This is a genomic window from Methanothermococcus sp. (assembly GCF_015523155.1).
GTDB lineage: Archaea > AGJL01 > Methanococci > Methanococcales > Methanococcaceae > Methanofervidicoccus.
The window spans coordinates 36,318-54,559 of the sequence record NZ_WAKW01000049.1 but is presented as its reverse complement, the minus strand read 5'-3'; the positions used below and the strand labels follow the sequence as shown (position 1 = coordinate 54,559).

Sequence of the window (18,242 nt, the reverse complement as noted above, 5' to 3'; positions counted from 1 at the left end):
AAATACCCCTTGTGCCATAGATGTTTTGGAAGACTTTATGCAAAGCTACTGCATACATCAAATTATGAAAGAGGAAAATCGCTAAAAATTGTAAAAGCAATTGAATTGGAATCAAAATTACTAACTCTAATGGAAAAATATAATGAATTAGCTGAATCAGAAGACCGAGAAGAAACAGAAGAATGTTCGGAAATAAAACTAAAAATAGAATCAGAAATAAAAAAAATAAAGGAACAGTTAAAATATAGATATAAAAGCGGATTAACTGAAATAAAATTAATAGATATGCCAGAAGAGATAAATAAAGAAGAAAAAAAAGTAGATTTATGCCCTTGGTGTAAAAATATCTTTAGTAAGGAAAATTTAGAAATCATTTCAGAAAAAGTAATAGATTTATTAAAGGATTACGAATATGAAACATTCTTAGTTGGAACCATGCTTCCAAAGAATATAAAAGAACTTGAAAAAGAACTTGAAACACCATATATGGAAAGTATAAGGCAAGAATTTAATAGGGTTATGGGTAAAATGCTCGTTGAAAAAACTGGAAAGATTGTGGATAAAAACAGCCCCGATATTGTGATTATGATAAATCCATATAATAGGAAGATAAAACTACAAATAAACCCCATATTTATAAAAGGAAGATATAGAAAACTCTTGAGGGGCATTCCACAAACGCACTGGCCTTGTAGGTATTGTAGGGGAAAAGGGTGTGAAAAATGTAATTACACGGGAAAACAGTACCCCACCTCTGTTGAAGAGATAATAGCAGAACCTTTTATGAAAGCATTTAAAGGAAGGGATGAGGCATTTCACGGTGCGGGAAGAGAAGATATAGATGTTAGAATGCTCGGAAACGGAAGACCTTTTGTTCTCCAAATAAAAGAACCGAAAATAAGAAAGGCTGATTTAGAAAAACTTAAAGAGGAAGTAAATAAAAGTGGAAAGGTAGAAATTCTTAATTTAGATTACGGCGTTAGAAAAGATGTTGTTTTCTTCAAAAATGAGCCCCACAAAAAAACCTATCTCGCTATTGTAGAATGTGAAGAAGATGTAAATGATGACGAAATTTCAAAATTGGTGGTGAAACTTGAAAATTTAACCATAAATCAGAGAACGCCTATAAGAGTATCCCACAGAAGAGCAGACTTGGTAAGGGTTCGTAAGGTATATAAAGCACGTGCCAATAGGATAGATTCCAAAACTTTCGAGCTCACATTATACTGCGATGGTGGGTTATATATAAAGGAGCTTATAAGTGGAGATGAGGGAAGAACCTCTCCATCGGTTTCAGAGATTTTAAATAAAAAATGCATCTGTAAAACGCTGGATGTATTGGATGTTCATGATATGGAAAATGGAGAAAACTAATATCTCATATAAAATATATAAAAATATAAACATAAAAACAATAACTTTTTATAGCTAAAATAAATATTATAGTGAAATTATTTATAGAATATTACATATTTATATGTAAAAAATATGTTTATACATTATACCTTATATTTATATACTCTAAACGGCTTATATACTAAACACATTAAACATAACAGGAGGAATAAACATGGCACAAAAAAGTGAAGGATTTAGAAGTAAAACAAGATACAAACTTAAAAAACACCCGAGAGAAAAAGGATTATTTCCAATCACAAGAGCTCTGAAAGAATACAAAGAAGGAGAAATAGTTCATGTTATAATCGACCCATCAGTTCAGAAAGGTATGCCTCACCCAAAATTCCACGGAAAAACAGGAACAGTTGTTGGTCAGAGAGGGAGTGCGTTCATTGTTAGAGTAAAAGATGGAAATAAATACAAAGATATAATAGTTAGACCACAGCACCTTAGAGAATGTAAGGCATAATTATTTTATTAATATTTATTAATTATTTTTAAAATAAAACTTTTTTAAGATGGGTATTATTATGATAGGAAAAGAAATAATCTCTGAGAGGTATACCTCAATATCTCATGCTAAAGAGATGATTAAGAATAAAGCAAATATTGACGAGTTATCCTATGAGCACGGCTGTGCATTGGATTATTTAGAAAAATTTGCACGATTGAGTGTCGAAGATGTAGAAAATCTCGTTAAAGATTTGGTAGAGCTCGGGTTGGATGAAAAAACAGCAATTAAAATAGCAGATATACTTCCAGAAGATACGGAAGATTTAAAGTTAATATTCTACAAATCCGATATTCCAAAGAATTCGGAAGAAATATTGGATGTTGTAAGCCAATACAAATAATAAAATTTTTTTTATTAAATAAAACTTTTTTCATATCTGTTTTAAATCAATATGTTTTTATTCTATTAATATATACATTATATAATTAAAGACAATTTAAATTTTTAATTCCACAATTTTTTTAATTTACAGGGTGCATAATATGAGAGGACATACATCTAAAAAGAGAAAGTTTGAGAGCTACGCCTATGTTTTAGATTTTCTTGAATATGGGTATCCAAAGGACAAAAGACCACTTCATCAACGAAAGCCTATTGCACAGGCTTTTGGTGAAAAACAATTTGTATTAATGGAGTTGGTGTTAAAAGATGGCAAAACTGTTGAATTGGCGGAGAGGGTTTATATTGGAAAAGGTAAGAGAGATAAGGTAGAATATATTTCAAGAATGTTAAAATATGAAGAATTAACACCTACGGCAAAAACAGAGTTATTCTATGTTATAAAAGAAGCAATTAAAAGGAATGAAAAACGATTCATCCAATTTATAAATGAATGCGAACCAATAACAAACAAAATGCATTCTCTTCAACTCCTTCCAGGTATTGGTAAAACTACCATGTGGAAAATAATTGAGGAAAGGGAGGTAAAACCATTTGAAAGTTTTGAAGATGTTGAAAAGAGAGTGCATAGAAATTTACTGGATGCCATTGCAAAAAGGATAGAAGAAGAGTTAAAAGAACCACAAAAATACTATTTATTTGTTAAATGGAAAGAACACCAACATATAGAACACTAATATTTATCAATATGGTATTATAGTATATTTTATGTCAAGACATATTTTTATTTTTATTTTTTTATTTCAATAATGGGGATAATATGAAAATACTTATGCCTACAATATTTCATCCGTATATAGGGGGAATCACCTTTCATGTTGAAAATATAATAAATAACTTAAATAATCTTGGAGATTATGAATTTCATATTTTAAATTATAAATCAAAAGAGATGGATGATAATAATAACAATTATAATAGTTTTACCAATATTCATATACATGAGGTTCCTTACATTCCAAAACTTCGGGGAATAAGTTATGCTCACAGAGGATATGAAATTGGAAAAGAGTTATTAAATGATATGGATATTGATATGATTCATAGCCATTACGCATTTCCCCAGGGTGTTGTAGGGGCTCTATTAAGAAACAAATATAACATCCCCCACATACTAACACTTCACGGAAGCGATGTATTAAAACTATCAAAAAATCCTGTGGGAAAACTATTTTTCAATTATGCCATTAAAAACTGCGATAAAATCATCTGCGTGAGCGAATTTTTAAAAAATCAACTGCCAAAATCCTATCGAAATAAAACAGAAGTGGTTTATAACGGCGTGGATTTTGATTTATTTTATGACATCAATAAGGATGAAAATTATGGACTTTTTGTTGGTTCCTTTGTTCCACAAAAAGGCATTGATATTTTAATTGATGCAGTTAAAGATATTGACTTTAATTTTAAACTCATTGGGGATGGTGTTTTATTCGACGCTGTTAAAAACAGAATTGATAAAGAAAATATATCTAATATTGAACTTCTTGGAAAAAAGAACCAGAAAGAAGTTTCTGAATATATTAAAAAATGCAGTTTTTTAGTGCTTCCTTCTATTTCAGAAGGTCTTGGAATGGTATTGCTTGAAGCCATGGCATCGGGAAAAGCCACGATTGGAACAAATGTTGGAGGAATTTCTGAATTAATCAAGGACAATTACAACGGTTTTTTAGTTGAACCAAAAAATCCAAATATGTTGAGGGAAAAAATAAACATTTTAATTGATGATAAGGATTTAAGGAAAAAAATGGGTGAAAACGGGAAAAAATTTTCAAAAAGATTTTCATGGAAAGAAACTGCAAAAAGGATAGATGGAATTTATAAGGAACTGCTGAATAAATAGCAATGAAGTAAAATAACCATGAATAAAAAAATAAAAAAATAATTAAAAATATGTAATTTAAAAGATTAATAAAAATAATTAAAAATAATAATAAAAATTAATGAAAAAAGATAATATGATACCACTATTCGTTGATTTAAAAGGATTTAAAGTCTGTATTTTTGGATTTGGAGATGTTGGGAAGAGAAGATTTAATAAAATTTTACATGCAAATCCTGATAAAATAACCATATACACAAAATATATTGGTCGAGGGGAAATCAATAAATATGAAAATAATTATAGAAATGTTGAATTTATAATTTGCGATATAAACAATATGTTGGATGATGATTTAAAAGATACTATTCAAAAATATGATTTTATTATTACTGCAATTGATGAGAAAAACAATAAACGAATAGTCAATATTTCAAAAAAATTAAACAAATTCATCAGCTCGTCTACTTTTGAAAAGGATATTAATATAATAATACCTGCCTACTGTAATGTAGATGGAGTATATTTTACAGTATATACAGAAGGAAAAAGTCCATTGATAGCAAAAAATATAAGAAAACTTGTTGAAAACTATTTAAAGAATCACGAATATGAAATACTTATTCAAAACAATTTAAGGGATTTTTTGAAAAACAATATTTCTTTACAGAAGGATAGAAAAAAGATTCTTGAAGAAGTGTTTAAAAATGAAGATTTTAAAAGAGAATTTTTAGAATTAATTGATAAATACAAATAGAAATTGGTGTAATTATGCTGTTATTTATGGCAGATTATAAAAAGTATCCTGTTTCAGAGCTCGAAAAATTAAGGTTTGATGAAGAGGAATTCTACAAAAAATATGACAACTGTATTTTGCTTCAAACCTGCAATAGAATCGAAATATATTTCGATAACTCCTGTTCCAATATAGATTTGAATAATTTAAATGATGATTTTAAAGGATTTGATATTTTAAAAGACGGCGATGCTATACTTCACCTTTTAAGAACAGCATCAGGACTTGAATCCATGATTGTTGGTGAAGACCAAATTATCGGCCAGATTAAAAAAAGTCATTACAATGCAAAAAAACATGGAAAAACTACAAGATACTTAGATACCATATTTTTAAAGGCTATACATGTGGGTCAGAGAGCTAGACGAGAAACAAAAATAAACAAAGGGGGGGTGTCCATAGGCAGTGCTGCTGTCGAGCTCGTTGAAAAAACCGTGGGTCTGAAAAATAAAAATATACTGGTTATAGGAGCAGGTGAAATAGGAACGCTTGTGGCAAAGGCATTGATTGAAAAAAATACAAAGGCAATAGTGGTTGCAAACAGGACTTATGAAAGAGCAGAACGACTTGCAAACGAGTTAAAAGGAATGGCAGTTCATTTCGACAAACTTAAAGAGGCATTGAACTTCAGCGATATAATTATCTGTGCCACGGCTTCTCCACACCACATATTGGATAAATCAAATCTTAAAGACATTGAAGGAAAAAAGATAATTGTAGATATTGCAAACCCTAGGGATGTAGATGATAATGTTAGGGAGCTCCCAAATATTATATTATACACCATTGACGATTTAAGATTAGTATCTGATGAGAACCTAAAAAAGAGAAAAAATGAAATACCTATTGTTGAAACTATTATTGAGGATGAGCTCAGGATTCTTTTAAAGCAGTTGAAGAAACTTAATGTTGAGGACATCATAAAAGATTACGATAATTATATTGAACATATAAGGAAAAAGGAGGTTGAAAAAGCACTGAAAATGATGGAAAACGGAAAAGAGCCGGAAAAAGTTTTAGAAAAATTTTCAGAGGTTTTTGCAAAAAGGATAATCCATGATTTCGTTAAATTTGTCCATGGCGATTGTGTCGATAAAGAAACCCTTAAAAAAATAGTTAATGTATTATCGAAAAAATATAAAAAATAAAAAAATAATTAAAATAATATACATTAAGGTGTTATTATGAACATAGATCCAATAATTGAAAATTTAAACCTAAAATTTAGAAATATAGATGGAAAAAGACTATTGATTGCCATAGCCACAGATGAAGAAAAAAATGTTTTAATGACGGCATTTATGGATGAAGAATCTTTAAAAAAGACCCTTGAAACAGGATATATGCACTACTACTCAACCAGCAGGCAAAAACTTTGGAAAAAAGGGGAAGAAAGTGGAAATGTGCAAAAAGTTAAAGAAATTTATAAGGATTGTGATGGAGATGCTTTATTGTTTGTTGTTGAACAGACAGGCTGGGCATGTCATGAGGGATATTACACCTGTTTCCACTATAAAATTGATTTAGAAAATAACAAAATAGACATTGTTGGAGATAAGTATGATTAATAATATAATGATAAAATAAAATAAAATTAAAATAAAAATTTAAATAATAAGTAAAATAAATGTTAAAAGTATATAAAAGATAAAAATAAATAATAAATAATTACTTTTTTAATAATCTTATAACTATTAAATTTAGGAGGATTTTATATGATAGCAACCAACGACCACTATAAAGAATACATGAAGGGGACTACCACAATAGGAATGATATGCAAAGACGGTGTAGTATTGGCAACTGATAAAAGAGCTACAATGGGGAATCTTATAGCAGACAAAGAAGCGAAAAAGTTATATAAGATAGATGACTACATAGCAATGACCATAGCAGGAAGTGTTGGAGATGCCCAATCACTTGTTAGACTAATCTCCGCAGAAACCAAAATATACAAGATGAGAACTGGAAACTACATGCCTCCACATTCCTGCGCAACATTGCTGAGTAACATATTGCATGGAAATAGACATTTTCCTTTTTTAACTCAATTGGTAATTGGTGGATACGATAACCTCCACGGTCCAGAATTATTTTCACTTGACCCTGTTGGAGGATTAAATGAAGAAACTTCATTTACTGCCACCGGTTCTGGGTCTCCTACTGCCCTCGGTGTTTTAGAGGCAGAGTATAAAAAAGATATGACATTAAACAAAGGAAAAGAACTTGCAGTTAAAGCACTCGTATCCGCCATGGAGAGAGATGCATATTCTGGAAATGGTGTTTCTCTCGCAGTAATTGATAAAAATGGAGTAAAAATCTATCCGAATGAAGAAATCGAAGACATGGTGGAAAAAATAAAAAGTAAAAGAAGAAAATAAATATGAGATAGAAATAAATAAAAAAACTTATTTCTAAATTAATTATTTTCTATATATAAAAATTAAATTTTTTATAAAACCTTTTGGTTTTTATAACCCAAAACTAAATATAAATAATTTTATAGGCATTATGAAATTATTATTTTTTTATTATTATTTACGAACGAAGTGAGTAAATCGGAAAGATTTTTAAATGAGATATTTAAACCATGCTTTAAGTATTCGTATAAAAATGTAAAAGCTTGGTTTTAAGTGTTAAAATATTTTTATTAATTTTAATTTAACAGAATTTAATTTATAATTTTAATAGGAGGGTCTATTTTGTCAGCAGAAGACATTTTAAACGAGATAAAACAGTATGTAATAAAAAACTCACCTGGAAACGCAGCAATTACAGATGTGCAGTTTGAAGGTCCTGAGGTAGTAATATATGCAAAGAATCCCGAGATATTTTCCAATTCTTTTGTTAAAGAACTTGCAAGAATCTTCAGAAAAAGGATATCCATAAGACCTGACCCATCTGTTTTAATGGAACCGGATATTGCGAAGAATAAAATTTTAGAAATCGTTCCAGAGGATGCTGAAATAACCAACTGTATATTTGATGCAAATACAGGCGAGGTAATAATAGAATCAAAAAAACCTGGATTGGTAATTGGAAAAGAAGGTAGCACACTGGAAGAAATAAAAAAATCAATAAAATGGGCACCTAAACCTGTAAGAACTCCACCAATAGCATCTGAAACTATTAAGGCAATAAGAGCTACTCTTTATAGGGAAAGGACTGATGTAAAAGAAATTCTAAGAAAGATAGGTCGAAGAATACATCGAGATGTTAAATTAAGAGAAGATTGTTGGATAAGGATGTCTTTTTTAGGGGGGGCTCGTGAAGTTGGAAGAACCTGTAATTATCTTCAAACCCCTGAAAGTAGGATTTTAATAGATTGTGGAATAAATGTTGCAGTTGAAGGAGATAAGGCATTTCCACATTTTGATGCCCCAGAATTTTCAATAGAGGAAATCGACGCAGTGGTAATTACTCATGCTCATTTAGACCATTGTGGATTTGTTCCGGGGCTTTTTAGGTATGGCTATGACGGTCCTGTTTATTGTTCAAGACCTACGAGGGATTTGATGACTCTATTGCAGAAGGATTATTTAGATATTGCAGAAAAAGAAGGTAAGGTGATACCCTATTCATCAAAAGATATTAAAAAATGTGTGAAACACACCATACCAATAGATTATGGAGTAACTACGGATATTGCACCTGCCATAAAATTAACAATGCACAATGCAGGACATATATTAGGTTCTGCAATAGCTCACTGCCATATAGGAGATGGATTATATAATGTTGCATATACTGGAGATATAAAATTCGAGGCATCCAGACTGTTGGAGCCAGCAGTATGCCAGTTTCCACGATTAGAAACCATCATAATAGAATCTACATACGGTGGATACGATGATGTGCTTCCGGATAGGGCAGAAACGGAAAAAGAGTTTTTGAATGTTGTTGCAGAGACCATAAAAAGAAAAGGTAAGGTAATAATTCCAGTGTTTGGTATAGGGAGGGCCCAGGAGCTCATGCTTGTTTTGGAGGAAGGGTACAATCAAGGCATATTCAATGCCCCAGTTTATTTGGATGGTATGATTTGGGAGGCTACTGCAATTCATACGGCATATCCCGAATATCTTTCAAAAAACATAAGAAACAGAATTTTCCACGAAGGAGACAATCCATTTTTATCGGAGGTATTTAGAAAGGTAAAAAACACAAACAACAGGAGAAATATAATTGATAGTGATGAACCTTGTGTAATATTAACTACATCAGGTATGCTTAGCGGAGGTCCAAGTGTAGAATACTTCAAATCCCTTGCAGATGACGAGAAAAATGCCATAGTATTTGTAGGTTATCAGGCAGAAGGCACCCTTGGAAGAAAGATTCAAAGGGGATGGCGTGAAATCCCTATAATGAACAGAAATGGAAAATCAAAAGCTATAAAGGTAAATTTAAGCGTCTATACACTGGAAGGATTCTCAGGACATAGCGACAGAAAACAGCTTATAAAATATTTAAGAAAACTCAAACCTACGCCTGAAAGAATACTCACTGTTCATGGTGAAGCTTCAAAATGTGTAGATTTGGCAAGCACAGCATATAAATTATTCAAGAAAGAAACAAGAGCCCCTATGAATTTAGATGCCATTAGAATAAAATAAATTATATAAAAATGAGTTTTTAATTGCGAAATAAAGGATTAACTTTAATTTTCCTTTTTTATTATTTTTTATTAAAATTTCATTAGACAAAAATTTATATAATATTAATTTAATTTATTATACTACTCAAAATTATCTTTTCAAACGAATTAAACCAAAATCTAAAAGATTTTGTTAATATTTTTTGGTGGTTTTTTATGAAAGGAGCAGAAGCAATGATAAAAGCACTTGAAGCAGAAAAAGTTAATATTCTCTTTGGGTATCCTGGCGGAGCATTATTACCTTTTTATGATGCACTATATGACAGCGATTTCATACACATACTAACGAGACATGAACAGGCAGCAGCTCATGCAGCAGATGGATATGCAAGGGCTAGTGGAGAGGTTGGAGTATGTATTGGAACCTCAGGACCTGGTGCAACCAATCTTGTAACTGGTGTAGCTACGGCATATGCAGATTCCTCCCCTATTGTGGCTCTTACAGGACAGGTTCCCACAAAATTAATAGGAAATGACGCATTTCAAGAAATTGACGCACTTGGACTTTTTATGCCAATAGTAAAACATAATTTCCAAATTCGCAAAACTGAGGAAATCCCTGAAACATTTAGGGCAGCGTTTGAAATAGCAAAAACAGGAAGACCTGGACCTGTGCATATCGATTTACCAAAAGATATTCAGGAAATGGAGTTGGATTTGGATAAACATCCAATACCTTCTAAAATAAACTTAGTAGGGTATAAACCTACCACAATAGGTCATCCAAGACAGATTAAAAAAGCTGTTAATTTGATATTAATGGCTAAAAGACCTGTAATAATTGCAGGTGGTGGAGTAAATATTGCAAATGCCACAGTTGAACTCATGAAATTTGCAGAGCTCACAAACATTCCAGTATGCACAACATTAATGGGAAAGGGTAGTTTTCCAGAGGAGCATCCATTGGCACTTGGAATGGTTGGCATGCATGGAACAAAAGCTGCAAATTACTGCGTATCCGAAAGCGATGTTTTAATAGCAATAGGATGTAGATTCTCAGATAGGATAACTGGAGACATAAAAAGCTTTGCACCACATGCAAAAATTATACACATTGATATAGACCCTGCGGAAATTGGAAAAAATGTTAAAGTTGAAGTCCCAATTGTTGGAGATGCAAAAATCGTTTTAAAAGATATATTGATTCATTTTCTTAAAAAGGATATTCTACCAAATAAAAAATGGATAGAATATGTAGCATCCCTAAAAAAATCAAGTATTCCTAAGATGGATTACGATGATACACCCATTAAACCTCAAAGAATAGTAAAAGAACTAATGGATGTTATAAACGATTTAAATCTCAATAAAAATTCAATTATAACCACAGATGTTGGGCAAAACCAGATGTGGATGGCACACTACTTTAAATCATGCGCTCCAAGGTCATTTTTATCATCTGGTGGCTTAGGGACAATGGGCTTTGGATTCCCTGCGGCAATTGGTGCTAAAATAGCGAAACCAGATTCCAAGGTAATCTGTGTTAGCGGTGATGGTGGATTCATGATGAACTGCCAAGAGCTCGGAACAATTGCAGATTATCAGATACCTGTTGTTATATGTTTGTTTGATAACAGAACCCTTGGAATGGTTTATCAGTGGCAGAACTTATACTACGGAAAAAGACAGTGCAGTGTTAATTTTGGAGACACGCCTGACTTTGTAAAACTTGCAGAGAGCTTTGGCATAAAGGCCCTTAGAATATCAAAACCTGGTGAAATAAAAGAGGCACTTAGGGAGGCAATAGTTAGCGATGAGCCTTATTTGCTTGATTTCATTATCGACCCTGCTGAGGCATTATCCATGGTTCCGCCAGGAGGTAAATTAACAAATATTATTGAACCTGTCAGGGAACACCCTAATGAAAAGGTAATATGCTTCGATGAAATAAAGAGAAGATTTTTAGCTAAAAAGGAGGAAACTACCTCTAAAAATATAAAATTAAATGAACAGGCAGAGCCTGAAACAGCAGATACATCTAATTAATACTCTATATAAATTATACGCATTCATATATTCATATTCTTATTTCTATTTCTTTATTATATATGATAATATTACAATATCCCTTTCCACATAATATTAACAGAAAGAATGGTGGTTTTATGGAACATACTCACATCATTTCAGTTTTAGTTTTAAATAATCCCGGGGTGCTTCAAAGAATTGCCGGACTTTTTACAAGAAGATGGTATAATATTTCAAGCATCACAGTTGGTGCCACAGACTCCCCAAATATAGCTAGGATGACTATTGTAGTTAAGGGGGATGACAAAGTTCTTGAACAGGTTGTAAAACAGCTTAATAAACTTGTAGAAGTCATTAAAGTAAGTGATTTAGATGACAAAAAATGTGTAGAAAGAGAATTATGCCTTATTAAAGTTTATGCACCAACTGAAAGCAGTAAATCACAAGTAATACAATATGCAAATATATTTAGGGGAAAAATTGTAGATTTAAGCTCTGAATCATTAACCGTAGAAATTACTGGGGATGTAGATAAGATTAATGCATTTATTGATTTGGTTAAACCATTGGGTATTAAAGAAATGGCAAGAACTGGATTAACTGCACTTATGAGAGGTCCTAAAATATTAAAATCAAAAAAATCATAATAGGAGCAGATTATTAAATTATTAAATATAAAATTAAACATTATTATACAGTTATATAAATTTTAATTTTATTTTTTTAATTATTATTTTCTAAATAAAGGTTATATAGGATTTATTTTCAAAAAGGAGATGGTTTTTTATGAAAATAACAAGAATGCATGGTGCTGGCGGAAAAGTTATGCAGGATTTAATTAAGAATACCATATTAAATAATTTAGAAAATACCTCAGTAAATGGCGGAATAGGATTAAAAGATTTAGACGATGGTGCCACAATTCCACTGGGTGATAAAGAGATTGTCTTTACAGTAGATGGGCATACTATTAATCCAATATTCTTTCCAGGTGGAGATATAGGAAAACTCTCTGTCTGCGGAACAATAAACGATTTATCAGTTATGGGTGCAGAACCCCTTGCACTGTCCTTATCAATAGTGCTTCCAGAAGGTTTTGACATAGAAAAATTGGATAAAATAATGAAGTCAATAAACGAAACTTGTAAAGAAGCCGGAGCTCCGATAATCACAGGAGATACGAAGGTGTCAAATGTTGATGATATAATAATATCCTCCGCTGGAATTGGTATTGTGGATAAAGGAAAAGCAATTAGAGACTCAGGAATGAAAGAAGGGGATGTAATCATTGTCTCTGGAAATATTGGGGAACATGGTATGGCTATACTCCTATCAAGAGAAGGGTTTGAATTTGAAACTAATTTAAAATCCGATGTTGCACCGCTGAATAAACTTATAAAAAAGGTTCTCGATGCAGGTATAGAGGTTCATGCTATGAAGGACCCAACTAGGGGAGGGCTTGCCGATTCATTAAATGAGATGGCTGAAAAAAGCGGTTTGGGGATAAACATTTATGAGGAAAAAATCCCTATTAGCGACGAAGTTCAGTCAATAGCTGATGCACTTGGTATTGACCCCATGACTGTGGCAAATGAAGGCAAGGTTGTAATGGCAGTTAAAAAAGAAGATGCCGAAAAAGCATTGGAAGTTTTAAGAGCTCACCCGCTGGGTAAAAATGCCCAAATAATTGGTGAGGTTGTATCTGAACACAACAAGGTAATCATGGAAACAATAGTTGGTAAAAGGATTGTAGATACTCCTATTGGCGACCCTATTCCGAGAGTTTGTTAATTTAAATTTTTATTTTTTAACATAATAATATAAAATATTATAAAAATCTTTTTTCTTTTATTTTTTGCATAAAATGGTGTTTTTATGAATATTGGATTTAGATTAAATTCAAAAAATAAATACAGCATATCACGATTATATCCACTGATTGGTGGAAAATTATTTAAAAATTTTGAAGAAATAATTAACAATATTAAAAATAATAATTTAGATATATTAATATATTCATTTATGACCCTTAATCGAGATAATGTAGAACAGGAAATAAAAGAAATAAATAAACTAAAAAAATTAACTAAATCAAATAAACCTATTTTAATTGCAGGGGGAGCTCACCCAACAGGAGCTCCCAACGATACTATAAAAATGGGATTTGATTATGTGATTGTTGGAGAGGGGGAAATTACCCTACCTAAATTGATAAACAAACTGGGGGAAGGAATAGAGACAAATGGAATAAAGGAAAATAAACCAAATCATAAGGAACTAAACGAAAAAATCATCATGGGGGAACCAGTTGATAATTTAGATAAATTCGAAAAAATCGAGCCTTTAACACCAGTTGAAATAACAAGAGGATGCCCATATAAATGCAGATTTTGTCAAACTCCTCAAATATTCGGCGGTAAGGTTAGGCATAGAAGCATTGAAAGCATTTTAAAACTTACAAATCCGAACACAGATACCCGAGTAATAAGTCCAAATGCTCTTTGCTACGGCTCAAAGACTGGAACAAAACCAAATATTGAAAAATTAGAAAAATTATTAAAAAAATTAAGTGAAGGGAAAGGAAAATTATTTTTTGGAACATTTCCATCAGAAGTCAGACCAGAATTTATTACAAAAGAAACCGTTGAATTAATTGTGAAATACTGCGATAATAAGTTTTTACATTTCGGAGCTCAGAGCGGTAGTGATGAGATGCTGAGATACATAAGGCGAGGGCATACTGTGGATGATGTGTTAAACGCCGTTGATTTATGCAGGGATTACAATCTAATACCAAAGGTTGATTTCATATTTGGATTTCCAAATGAAAATGAGTTTCATAGAAAAGATAGCATGGAGCTCCTACACTACATTATAAAAAAGAATGGGAGAGCTCATGCCCATTACTTTATGCCATTACCGGGCACATACTTTGAAAATCAAAAACCTACTGTGTTGGATAGGAAGACTTTGAGAGCTCTTGGGCAGTTATCTCAAAAGGGTTTAGTAAGCGGTTCTTGGAATTATATTTAATATTTAATTTATTTTATATGCTTTTCCAAATCATATAACATTTGTTTTGCCACCTTCTCTTGTGTATATGTAATAATATGGTTTAAATTCACATGACCAGTCATTTTTGCTATTAACTGTGGTGATGTGTTCATTACTGCATATTTAGTAATAAATGCATACCTTAAAGAATGTGTATTTATTCCATAGTGATTTTTTAACCAAGTGTATATTCTCATTCTTGGTCTTTTGGCATTTTCCAAATTTAAAACTACATCCCTTATTAATTCAATATCTTCCCTTTTAATTATAGATGGAAGAACCATGTCCCTATATGATACTGTTTTTTTTGTTTTCTCCACCTTAACTCTAACTTCAATGGGCTTGTCCCAATTTAAATTGTTATTTTTACATATTAAAATCATGCCCTCAATTGCCTCTCCAATCCTGCATCCGTTTCTAAGTTGAAATAGGGCAATGGTTAAATAAGCAAGGCGTTTAATGTCTTTTTTATAAACTATTCCATTGTTTAGTTTTTCCCTTATTTTCGCAATGTCTCTTTCAAATAGACGATATGTGTTATCAAAATCCAGACCTTTATCCCACGACCTATCATTTCTTTTATTTAATTTAAATTCCACCATATTATCACCAGTATAGGTATATTATGGAGCTCATATATAAAATGTTGCCTTACGATACATAAGGCAACAATTGGTAAAAAATTTCTGAACCAAAACAGTTATTTTTTTAGAAATTGTATTAATATATAAACATTAAAAAATATAGTTATAGTTAAATATATAATAATATGATAACTATAAATTTATTTATAATAATAAACGTATGTTTAAATTTTAGAAGATGTTAAAAGTGATAATAGTAAAAATAAACAATGGATAATAAACATAAAAATAATAATCAAAGGTAATTTTAATGATTGAATTAAAATTTCACCATTTTTTAAGATGGGATGAAATAAATGAACTTGTGGAAAAGGCAAAAAATGGCATGGTCGTAGTTAAACTGCCGAACAGCATATACAACAGCCCGAAGATGACATATAAAATTGAATTTATGAGAAAGAACCACATAATTGTAGAGGTGGAAAACGACAAAAGGGGCAGGAGTAAAAAGATAGATGAAGATATAAAAAAAGAAATACTGGAATTGTATAGAGAAGGGTATTCGATAAACAAAATAGCAAGTATGTTAAATTTACCAAAGAGCACAATATTTACTAATGTAAAGGATGAAATAAATAAAATAAAAATTGAAATGAAAAAGGAGGAGCTCACCTCATTAATGTATGAATATAAAGAATACCTTATTAAAAACGATTTATATCATCCATATATTGAAACTCAATTTATGGAATTAAAGGTATATGTGAATAATAACGACCTTGAAACTGCCTACAAAAAATTAAAAGAAATAATCAAATACACCAAAAATCAAAGAAAATAAAATATTTTATTATTTTAAATATTAATCCGTTTTACTTAAACGTTTTATTCTATTTTCTCCATCTATTTCATTGATAACATCAACAACCTCTTCTGGAACTAAATGTTTCCATTCTTCATCATTCAATATCCTTCTTCTTATTTCAGTTCCGGAGTATTCTTTTCGGTTATATAATTTCGGTTTTTTAACCACATAATCCCTCTCTTCAAAGAGCTCCTTCACCAATGCATTGCCTGTATATACAACATCAAAGGGTGGAGTTAAAGCCTCAACATAGGATACCCACACCGCATTAAAGTCTATATCATTAATTGGAATTACATAATAAGGGAACCCAAATTTTTTAAGTGCTTTGATAATCATCATTGTTCTTTCCCCTGCGGTAAATGGGTTGTTGAGTGTATGACTTTTTTGAGCACTACCAACACCAATTATGAGCTCATCTACTTCATTGGCAATTTTTTTCACTATTGTTAAATGTCCATTATGAAATGGCTGCCATCTTCCTATCATAAATGCTCTCAATATTTCACCCATATATAAATTTTATATTCTATTTTTAGATTTAATAGTAGAGATTTAATAATATGAAAAATAGAAAAGTATATATATTATAATACACTTTTAGGATTTATGTTAATATGCGGAGGTGGCCCAGCCTGGTACGGCGCGGGACTGCTAATCCCGTTGGGCTTTGCCCAACCCGAGTTCAAATCTCGGCCTCCGCGTCATGCTTTAATGTTTTATTTAGCGTTATTTTTAAGTCCTAATTTAAATTATGGCTCTTTTATATAAAATACCTATGGAAAATTTAAAGGACTACTAAAAGTGGTTGATGCCAAATGGGATTATATTTTTATAACATTTTTATACCCTTGTAAAATTTTTAATAGATATAAAATAGGAGCTCCTATATGTGAGCTCATTTAAAAATAACGAAAATTTAATTTAAAATCTTATAAATATATAAACTCATCAATACGCATTTGCCTGTCTTTTGTTAATATCCTACTTTTTAACCTATATCTTTCAAGAGGATTATTTAATAACTCATCAATTTTACTTAGAGCTTCTTCCAATGTGTTAAATTTAAAGACTCCTTTATCAAAACTTTTTTTGATACCTGTCCTTACCTGCCACACACCCACCGGTGCATAATAATCTGAGGTAATTTCTCTAAATACAACAATTTTACTTTGTCTCTTCCTTTCATTTAAATATTCGAGAACACTTAAACGAGAGGCATAAAATGCACCAGTGGTTTCTTTTGCATATCCATTTGTTTTTAAATCTTCATAATCTCCCAAAACTGGTGGATTATCGCATCCAAAGAGAGCTCCCTTTTCCCAAACTTCCATGAGCTCATATGCATAATAATCAGGTATCAACAATATTGCATATCTATTTCCAAGAAATTCATTGTAATAAACCTCATAGTCATTTATTGGAGGATAATCAATTATCTTTTTTGTTAAATATCTCCCAATGGTGTCCTGAACTCCTGTAATGCTCCACCGAGTAGGAACCAGTTTTTTATTTATGCCCAAAAGACCTGCTGACAGAAGCTTTACTATGTAGTATTCATCAAATCCATAATTGTATAAAGATATTATCGAATCTACTGCCTTTAATTCATCATTTACAATATAATCACTTTTTGAAGGTATTTTAGGATTTTCTGCTATGCTAAATTTTAATAAATCACCTTTTGGAGATATTGGAGGGGCAAACCCGCTTGGGACAATATCAAATGATGGTTTGCGTTTTAATGTAATTTCGCTATCAACCGGTTTTACTGCCATGGCGAGCTCTTGTATTAACTCCAATATCTTGGATAGTTTGCTATTTTTGCATATATCCACATTGATATGTTTGGTTTCACCCATTACAAGCATGGAGCGGTATTTTATAATTGCCTTTATGGATTTATTTTCCCATTTCAATGGGCTGTCTAAGAATGATGTATCTCCACCTATTGGTGGAACAAGGGGAGCCATTCTTACATTTGGGTAGTTGAATTCCCCTACGAATATTGAGGGTGGTGAAGCTCCAAATATTTCGTTTTTATTTAATTTTTTATCGAATTTTTGTTTAATATCATTAAATGCCCTAAGTTTTTCAAGTGTGGGACATTTTGATTTACCACATAATAATTTCCTTCCCTTGCATATGGAACATATTCTTGATTTAAATGCCATAATTTCACATATTCTAC

Annotated in this window: 18 protein-coding genes and 1 tRNA gene; 16 read left to right on the top strand and 3 right to left on the bottom strand. The window is 31.3% G+C overall.

Going from position 1 to position 18,242, the window contains the following annotated elements:
* The 14 genes from F7B34_RS05100 to F7B34_RS05035 all read left to right on the top strand — a co-directional run.
* Positions 1–1,374: tRNA pseudouridine(54/55) synthase Pus10 (locus F7B34_RS05100; RefSeq protein WP_292460755.1), on the top strand; the 1,374-nt coding region annotated here is incomplete at its 5' end.
* 196 nt (positions 1,375–1,570) lie between these two features.
* Positions 1,571–1,867, top strand: coding sequence for a 50S ribosomal protein L21e (locus tag F7B34_RS05095; protein ID WP_292460754.1), 297 nt, complete (start codon positions 1,571–1,573; stop codon positions 1,865–1,867).
* Between the two features lie 61 nt (positions 1,868–1,928).
* Positions 1,929–2,252 (top strand): RNA polymerase Rpb4 family protein, encoded by a 324-nt coding sequence (locus F7B34_RS05090; protein ID WP_292460753.1) that lies wholly within the window; start codon positions 1,929–1,931, stop codon positions 2,250–2,252.
* A gap of 142 nt (positions 2,253–2,394) precedes the next feature.
* Positions 2,395–2,988: a DUF655 domain-containing protein gene (locus tag F7B34_RS05085; RefSeq protein ID WP_292460752.1), complete on the top strand. Its 594-nt coding sequence runs from the start codon at positions 2,395–2,397 to the stop codon at positions 2,986–2,988.
* A gap of 83 nt (positions 2,989–3,071) precedes the next feature.
* On the top strand, positions 3,072–4,154 hold the full coding sequence (locus F7B34_RS05080; RefSeq protein WP_292460751.1) for a glycosyltransferase family 4 protein: 1,083 nt from the start codon (positions 3,072–3,074) through the stop codon (positions 4,152–4,154).
* 115 nt (positions 4,155–4,269) lie between these two features.
* Positions 4,270–4,890 carry a bifunctional precorrin-2 dehydrogenase/sirohydrochlorin ferrochelatase gene (locus F7B34_RS05075; protein ID WP_292460750.1) on the top strand — a complete coding sequence of 207 codons (621 nt, stop codon included), beginning with the start codon at positions 4,270–4,272 and terminating at the stop codon, positions 4,888–4,890.
* Positions 4,891–4,904: 14 nt separating this feature from the next.
* On the top strand, positions 4,905–6,077 hold the full coding sequence (gene hemA, locus F7B34_RS05070; RefSeq protein ID WP_292460749.1) for a glutamyl-tRNA reductase: 1,173 nt from the start codon (positions 4,905–4,907) through the stop codon (positions 6,075–6,077).
* Between the two features lie 36 nt (positions 6,078–6,113).
* Complete coding sequence (gene hisI / locus F7B34_RS05065) at positions 6,114–6,497, top strand: phosphoribosyl-AMP cyclohydrolase (protein WP_292460748.1); 384 nt, start codon at positions 6,114–6,116, stop codon at positions 6,495–6,497.
* A 147-nt stretch (positions 6,498–6,644) separates the two neighbouring features.
* Entirely contained in the window at positions 6,645–7,310 is a 666-nt protein-coding gene (gene psmB / locus F7B34_RS05060) for an archaeal proteasome endopeptidase complex subunit beta (RefSeq protein WP_292460747.1), read from the top strand.
* Positions 7,311–7,631: 321 nt separating this feature from the next.
* Positions 7,632–9,539 carry a beta-CASP ribonuclease aCPSF1 gene (locus F7B34_RS05055; protein WP_292460746.1) on the top strand — a complete coding sequence of 636 codons (1,908 nt, stop codon included), beginning with the start codon at positions 7,632–7,634 and terminating at the stop codon, positions 9,537–9,539.
* Between the two features lie 197 nt (positions 9,540–9,736).
* Positions 9,737–11,566: an acetolactate synthase large subunit gene (locus F7B34_RS05050; protein WP_292460745.1), complete on the top strand. Its 1,830-nt coding sequence runs from the start codon at positions 9,737–9,739 to the stop codon at positions 11,564–11,566.
* Positions 11,567–11,685: 119 nt separating this feature from the next.
* The gene (gene ilvN, locus F7B34_RS05045; RefSeq protein ID WP_292460744.1) at positions 11,686–12,195 is read left to right on the top strand and encodes an acetolactate synthase small subunit; all 510 of its coding nucleotides are present in this window, start codon (positions 11,686–11,688) and stop codon (positions 12,193–12,195) included.
* 139 nt (positions 12,196–12,334) lie between these two features.
* A complete protein-coding gene (hypE, locus tag F7B34_RS05040; RefSeq protein ID WP_292460743.1) occupies positions 12,335–13,339 on the top strand; it encodes a hydrogenase expression/formation protein HypE in 1,005 nt (334 codons plus the stop codon).
* Positions 13,340–13,423: 84 nt separating this feature from the next.
* A complete protein-coding gene (locus F7B34_RS05035; protein WP_292460742.1) occupies positions 13,424–14,581 on the top strand; it encodes a TIGR04013 family B12-binding domain/radical SAM domain-containing protein in 1,158 nt (385 codons plus the stop codon).
* A gap of 8 nt (positions 14,582–14,589) precedes the next feature.
* Here F7B34_RS05035 and F7B34_RS05030 read toward each other — a convergent pair whose 3' ends face one another.
* Positions 14,590–15,204, bottom strand: coding sequence for an integrase (locus F7B34_RS05030; RefSeq protein ID WP_292460741.1), 615 nt, complete (start codon positions 15,202–15,204; stop codon positions 14,590–14,592).
* 292 nt (positions 15,205–15,496) lie between these two features.
* On the opposite strand from F7B34_RS05030, the gene F7B34_RS05025 reads away from it, so the two are divergent.
* Entirely contained in the window at positions 15,497–16,027 is a 531-nt protein-coding gene (locus F7B34_RS05025; protein WP_292460740.1) for a helix-turn-helix domain-containing protein, read from the top strand.
* Between the two features lie 21 nt (positions 16,028–16,048).
* Here the strand turns inward: F7B34_RS05025 and F7B34_RS05020 are convergent, their stop codons facing one another.
* On the bottom strand, positions 16,049–16,552 hold the full coding sequence (locus F7B34_RS05020; RefSeq protein WP_292460739.1) for a nicotinamide-nucleotide adenylyltransferase: 504 nt from the start codon (positions 16,550–16,552) through the stop codon (positions 16,049–16,051).
* Positions 16,553–16,670: 118 nt separating this feature from the next.
* On the opposite strand from F7B34_RS05020, the gene F7B34_RS05015 reads away from it, so the two are divergent.
* Positions 16,671–16,755: transfer RNA gene (locus F7B34_RS05015), tRNA-Ser, on the top strand.
* A 228-nt stretch (positions 16,756–16,983) separates the two neighbouring features.
* Here the strand turns inward: F7B34_RS05015 and F7B34_RS05010 are convergent.
* Positions 16,984–18,225, bottom strand: a complete 1,242-nt coding sequence (locus F7B34_RS05010; protein ID WP_292460738.1) for an Nre family DNA repair protein — start codon at positions 18,223–18,225, stop codon at positions 16,984–16,986.
* Positions 18,226–18,242: the final 17 nt, after the last annotated feature.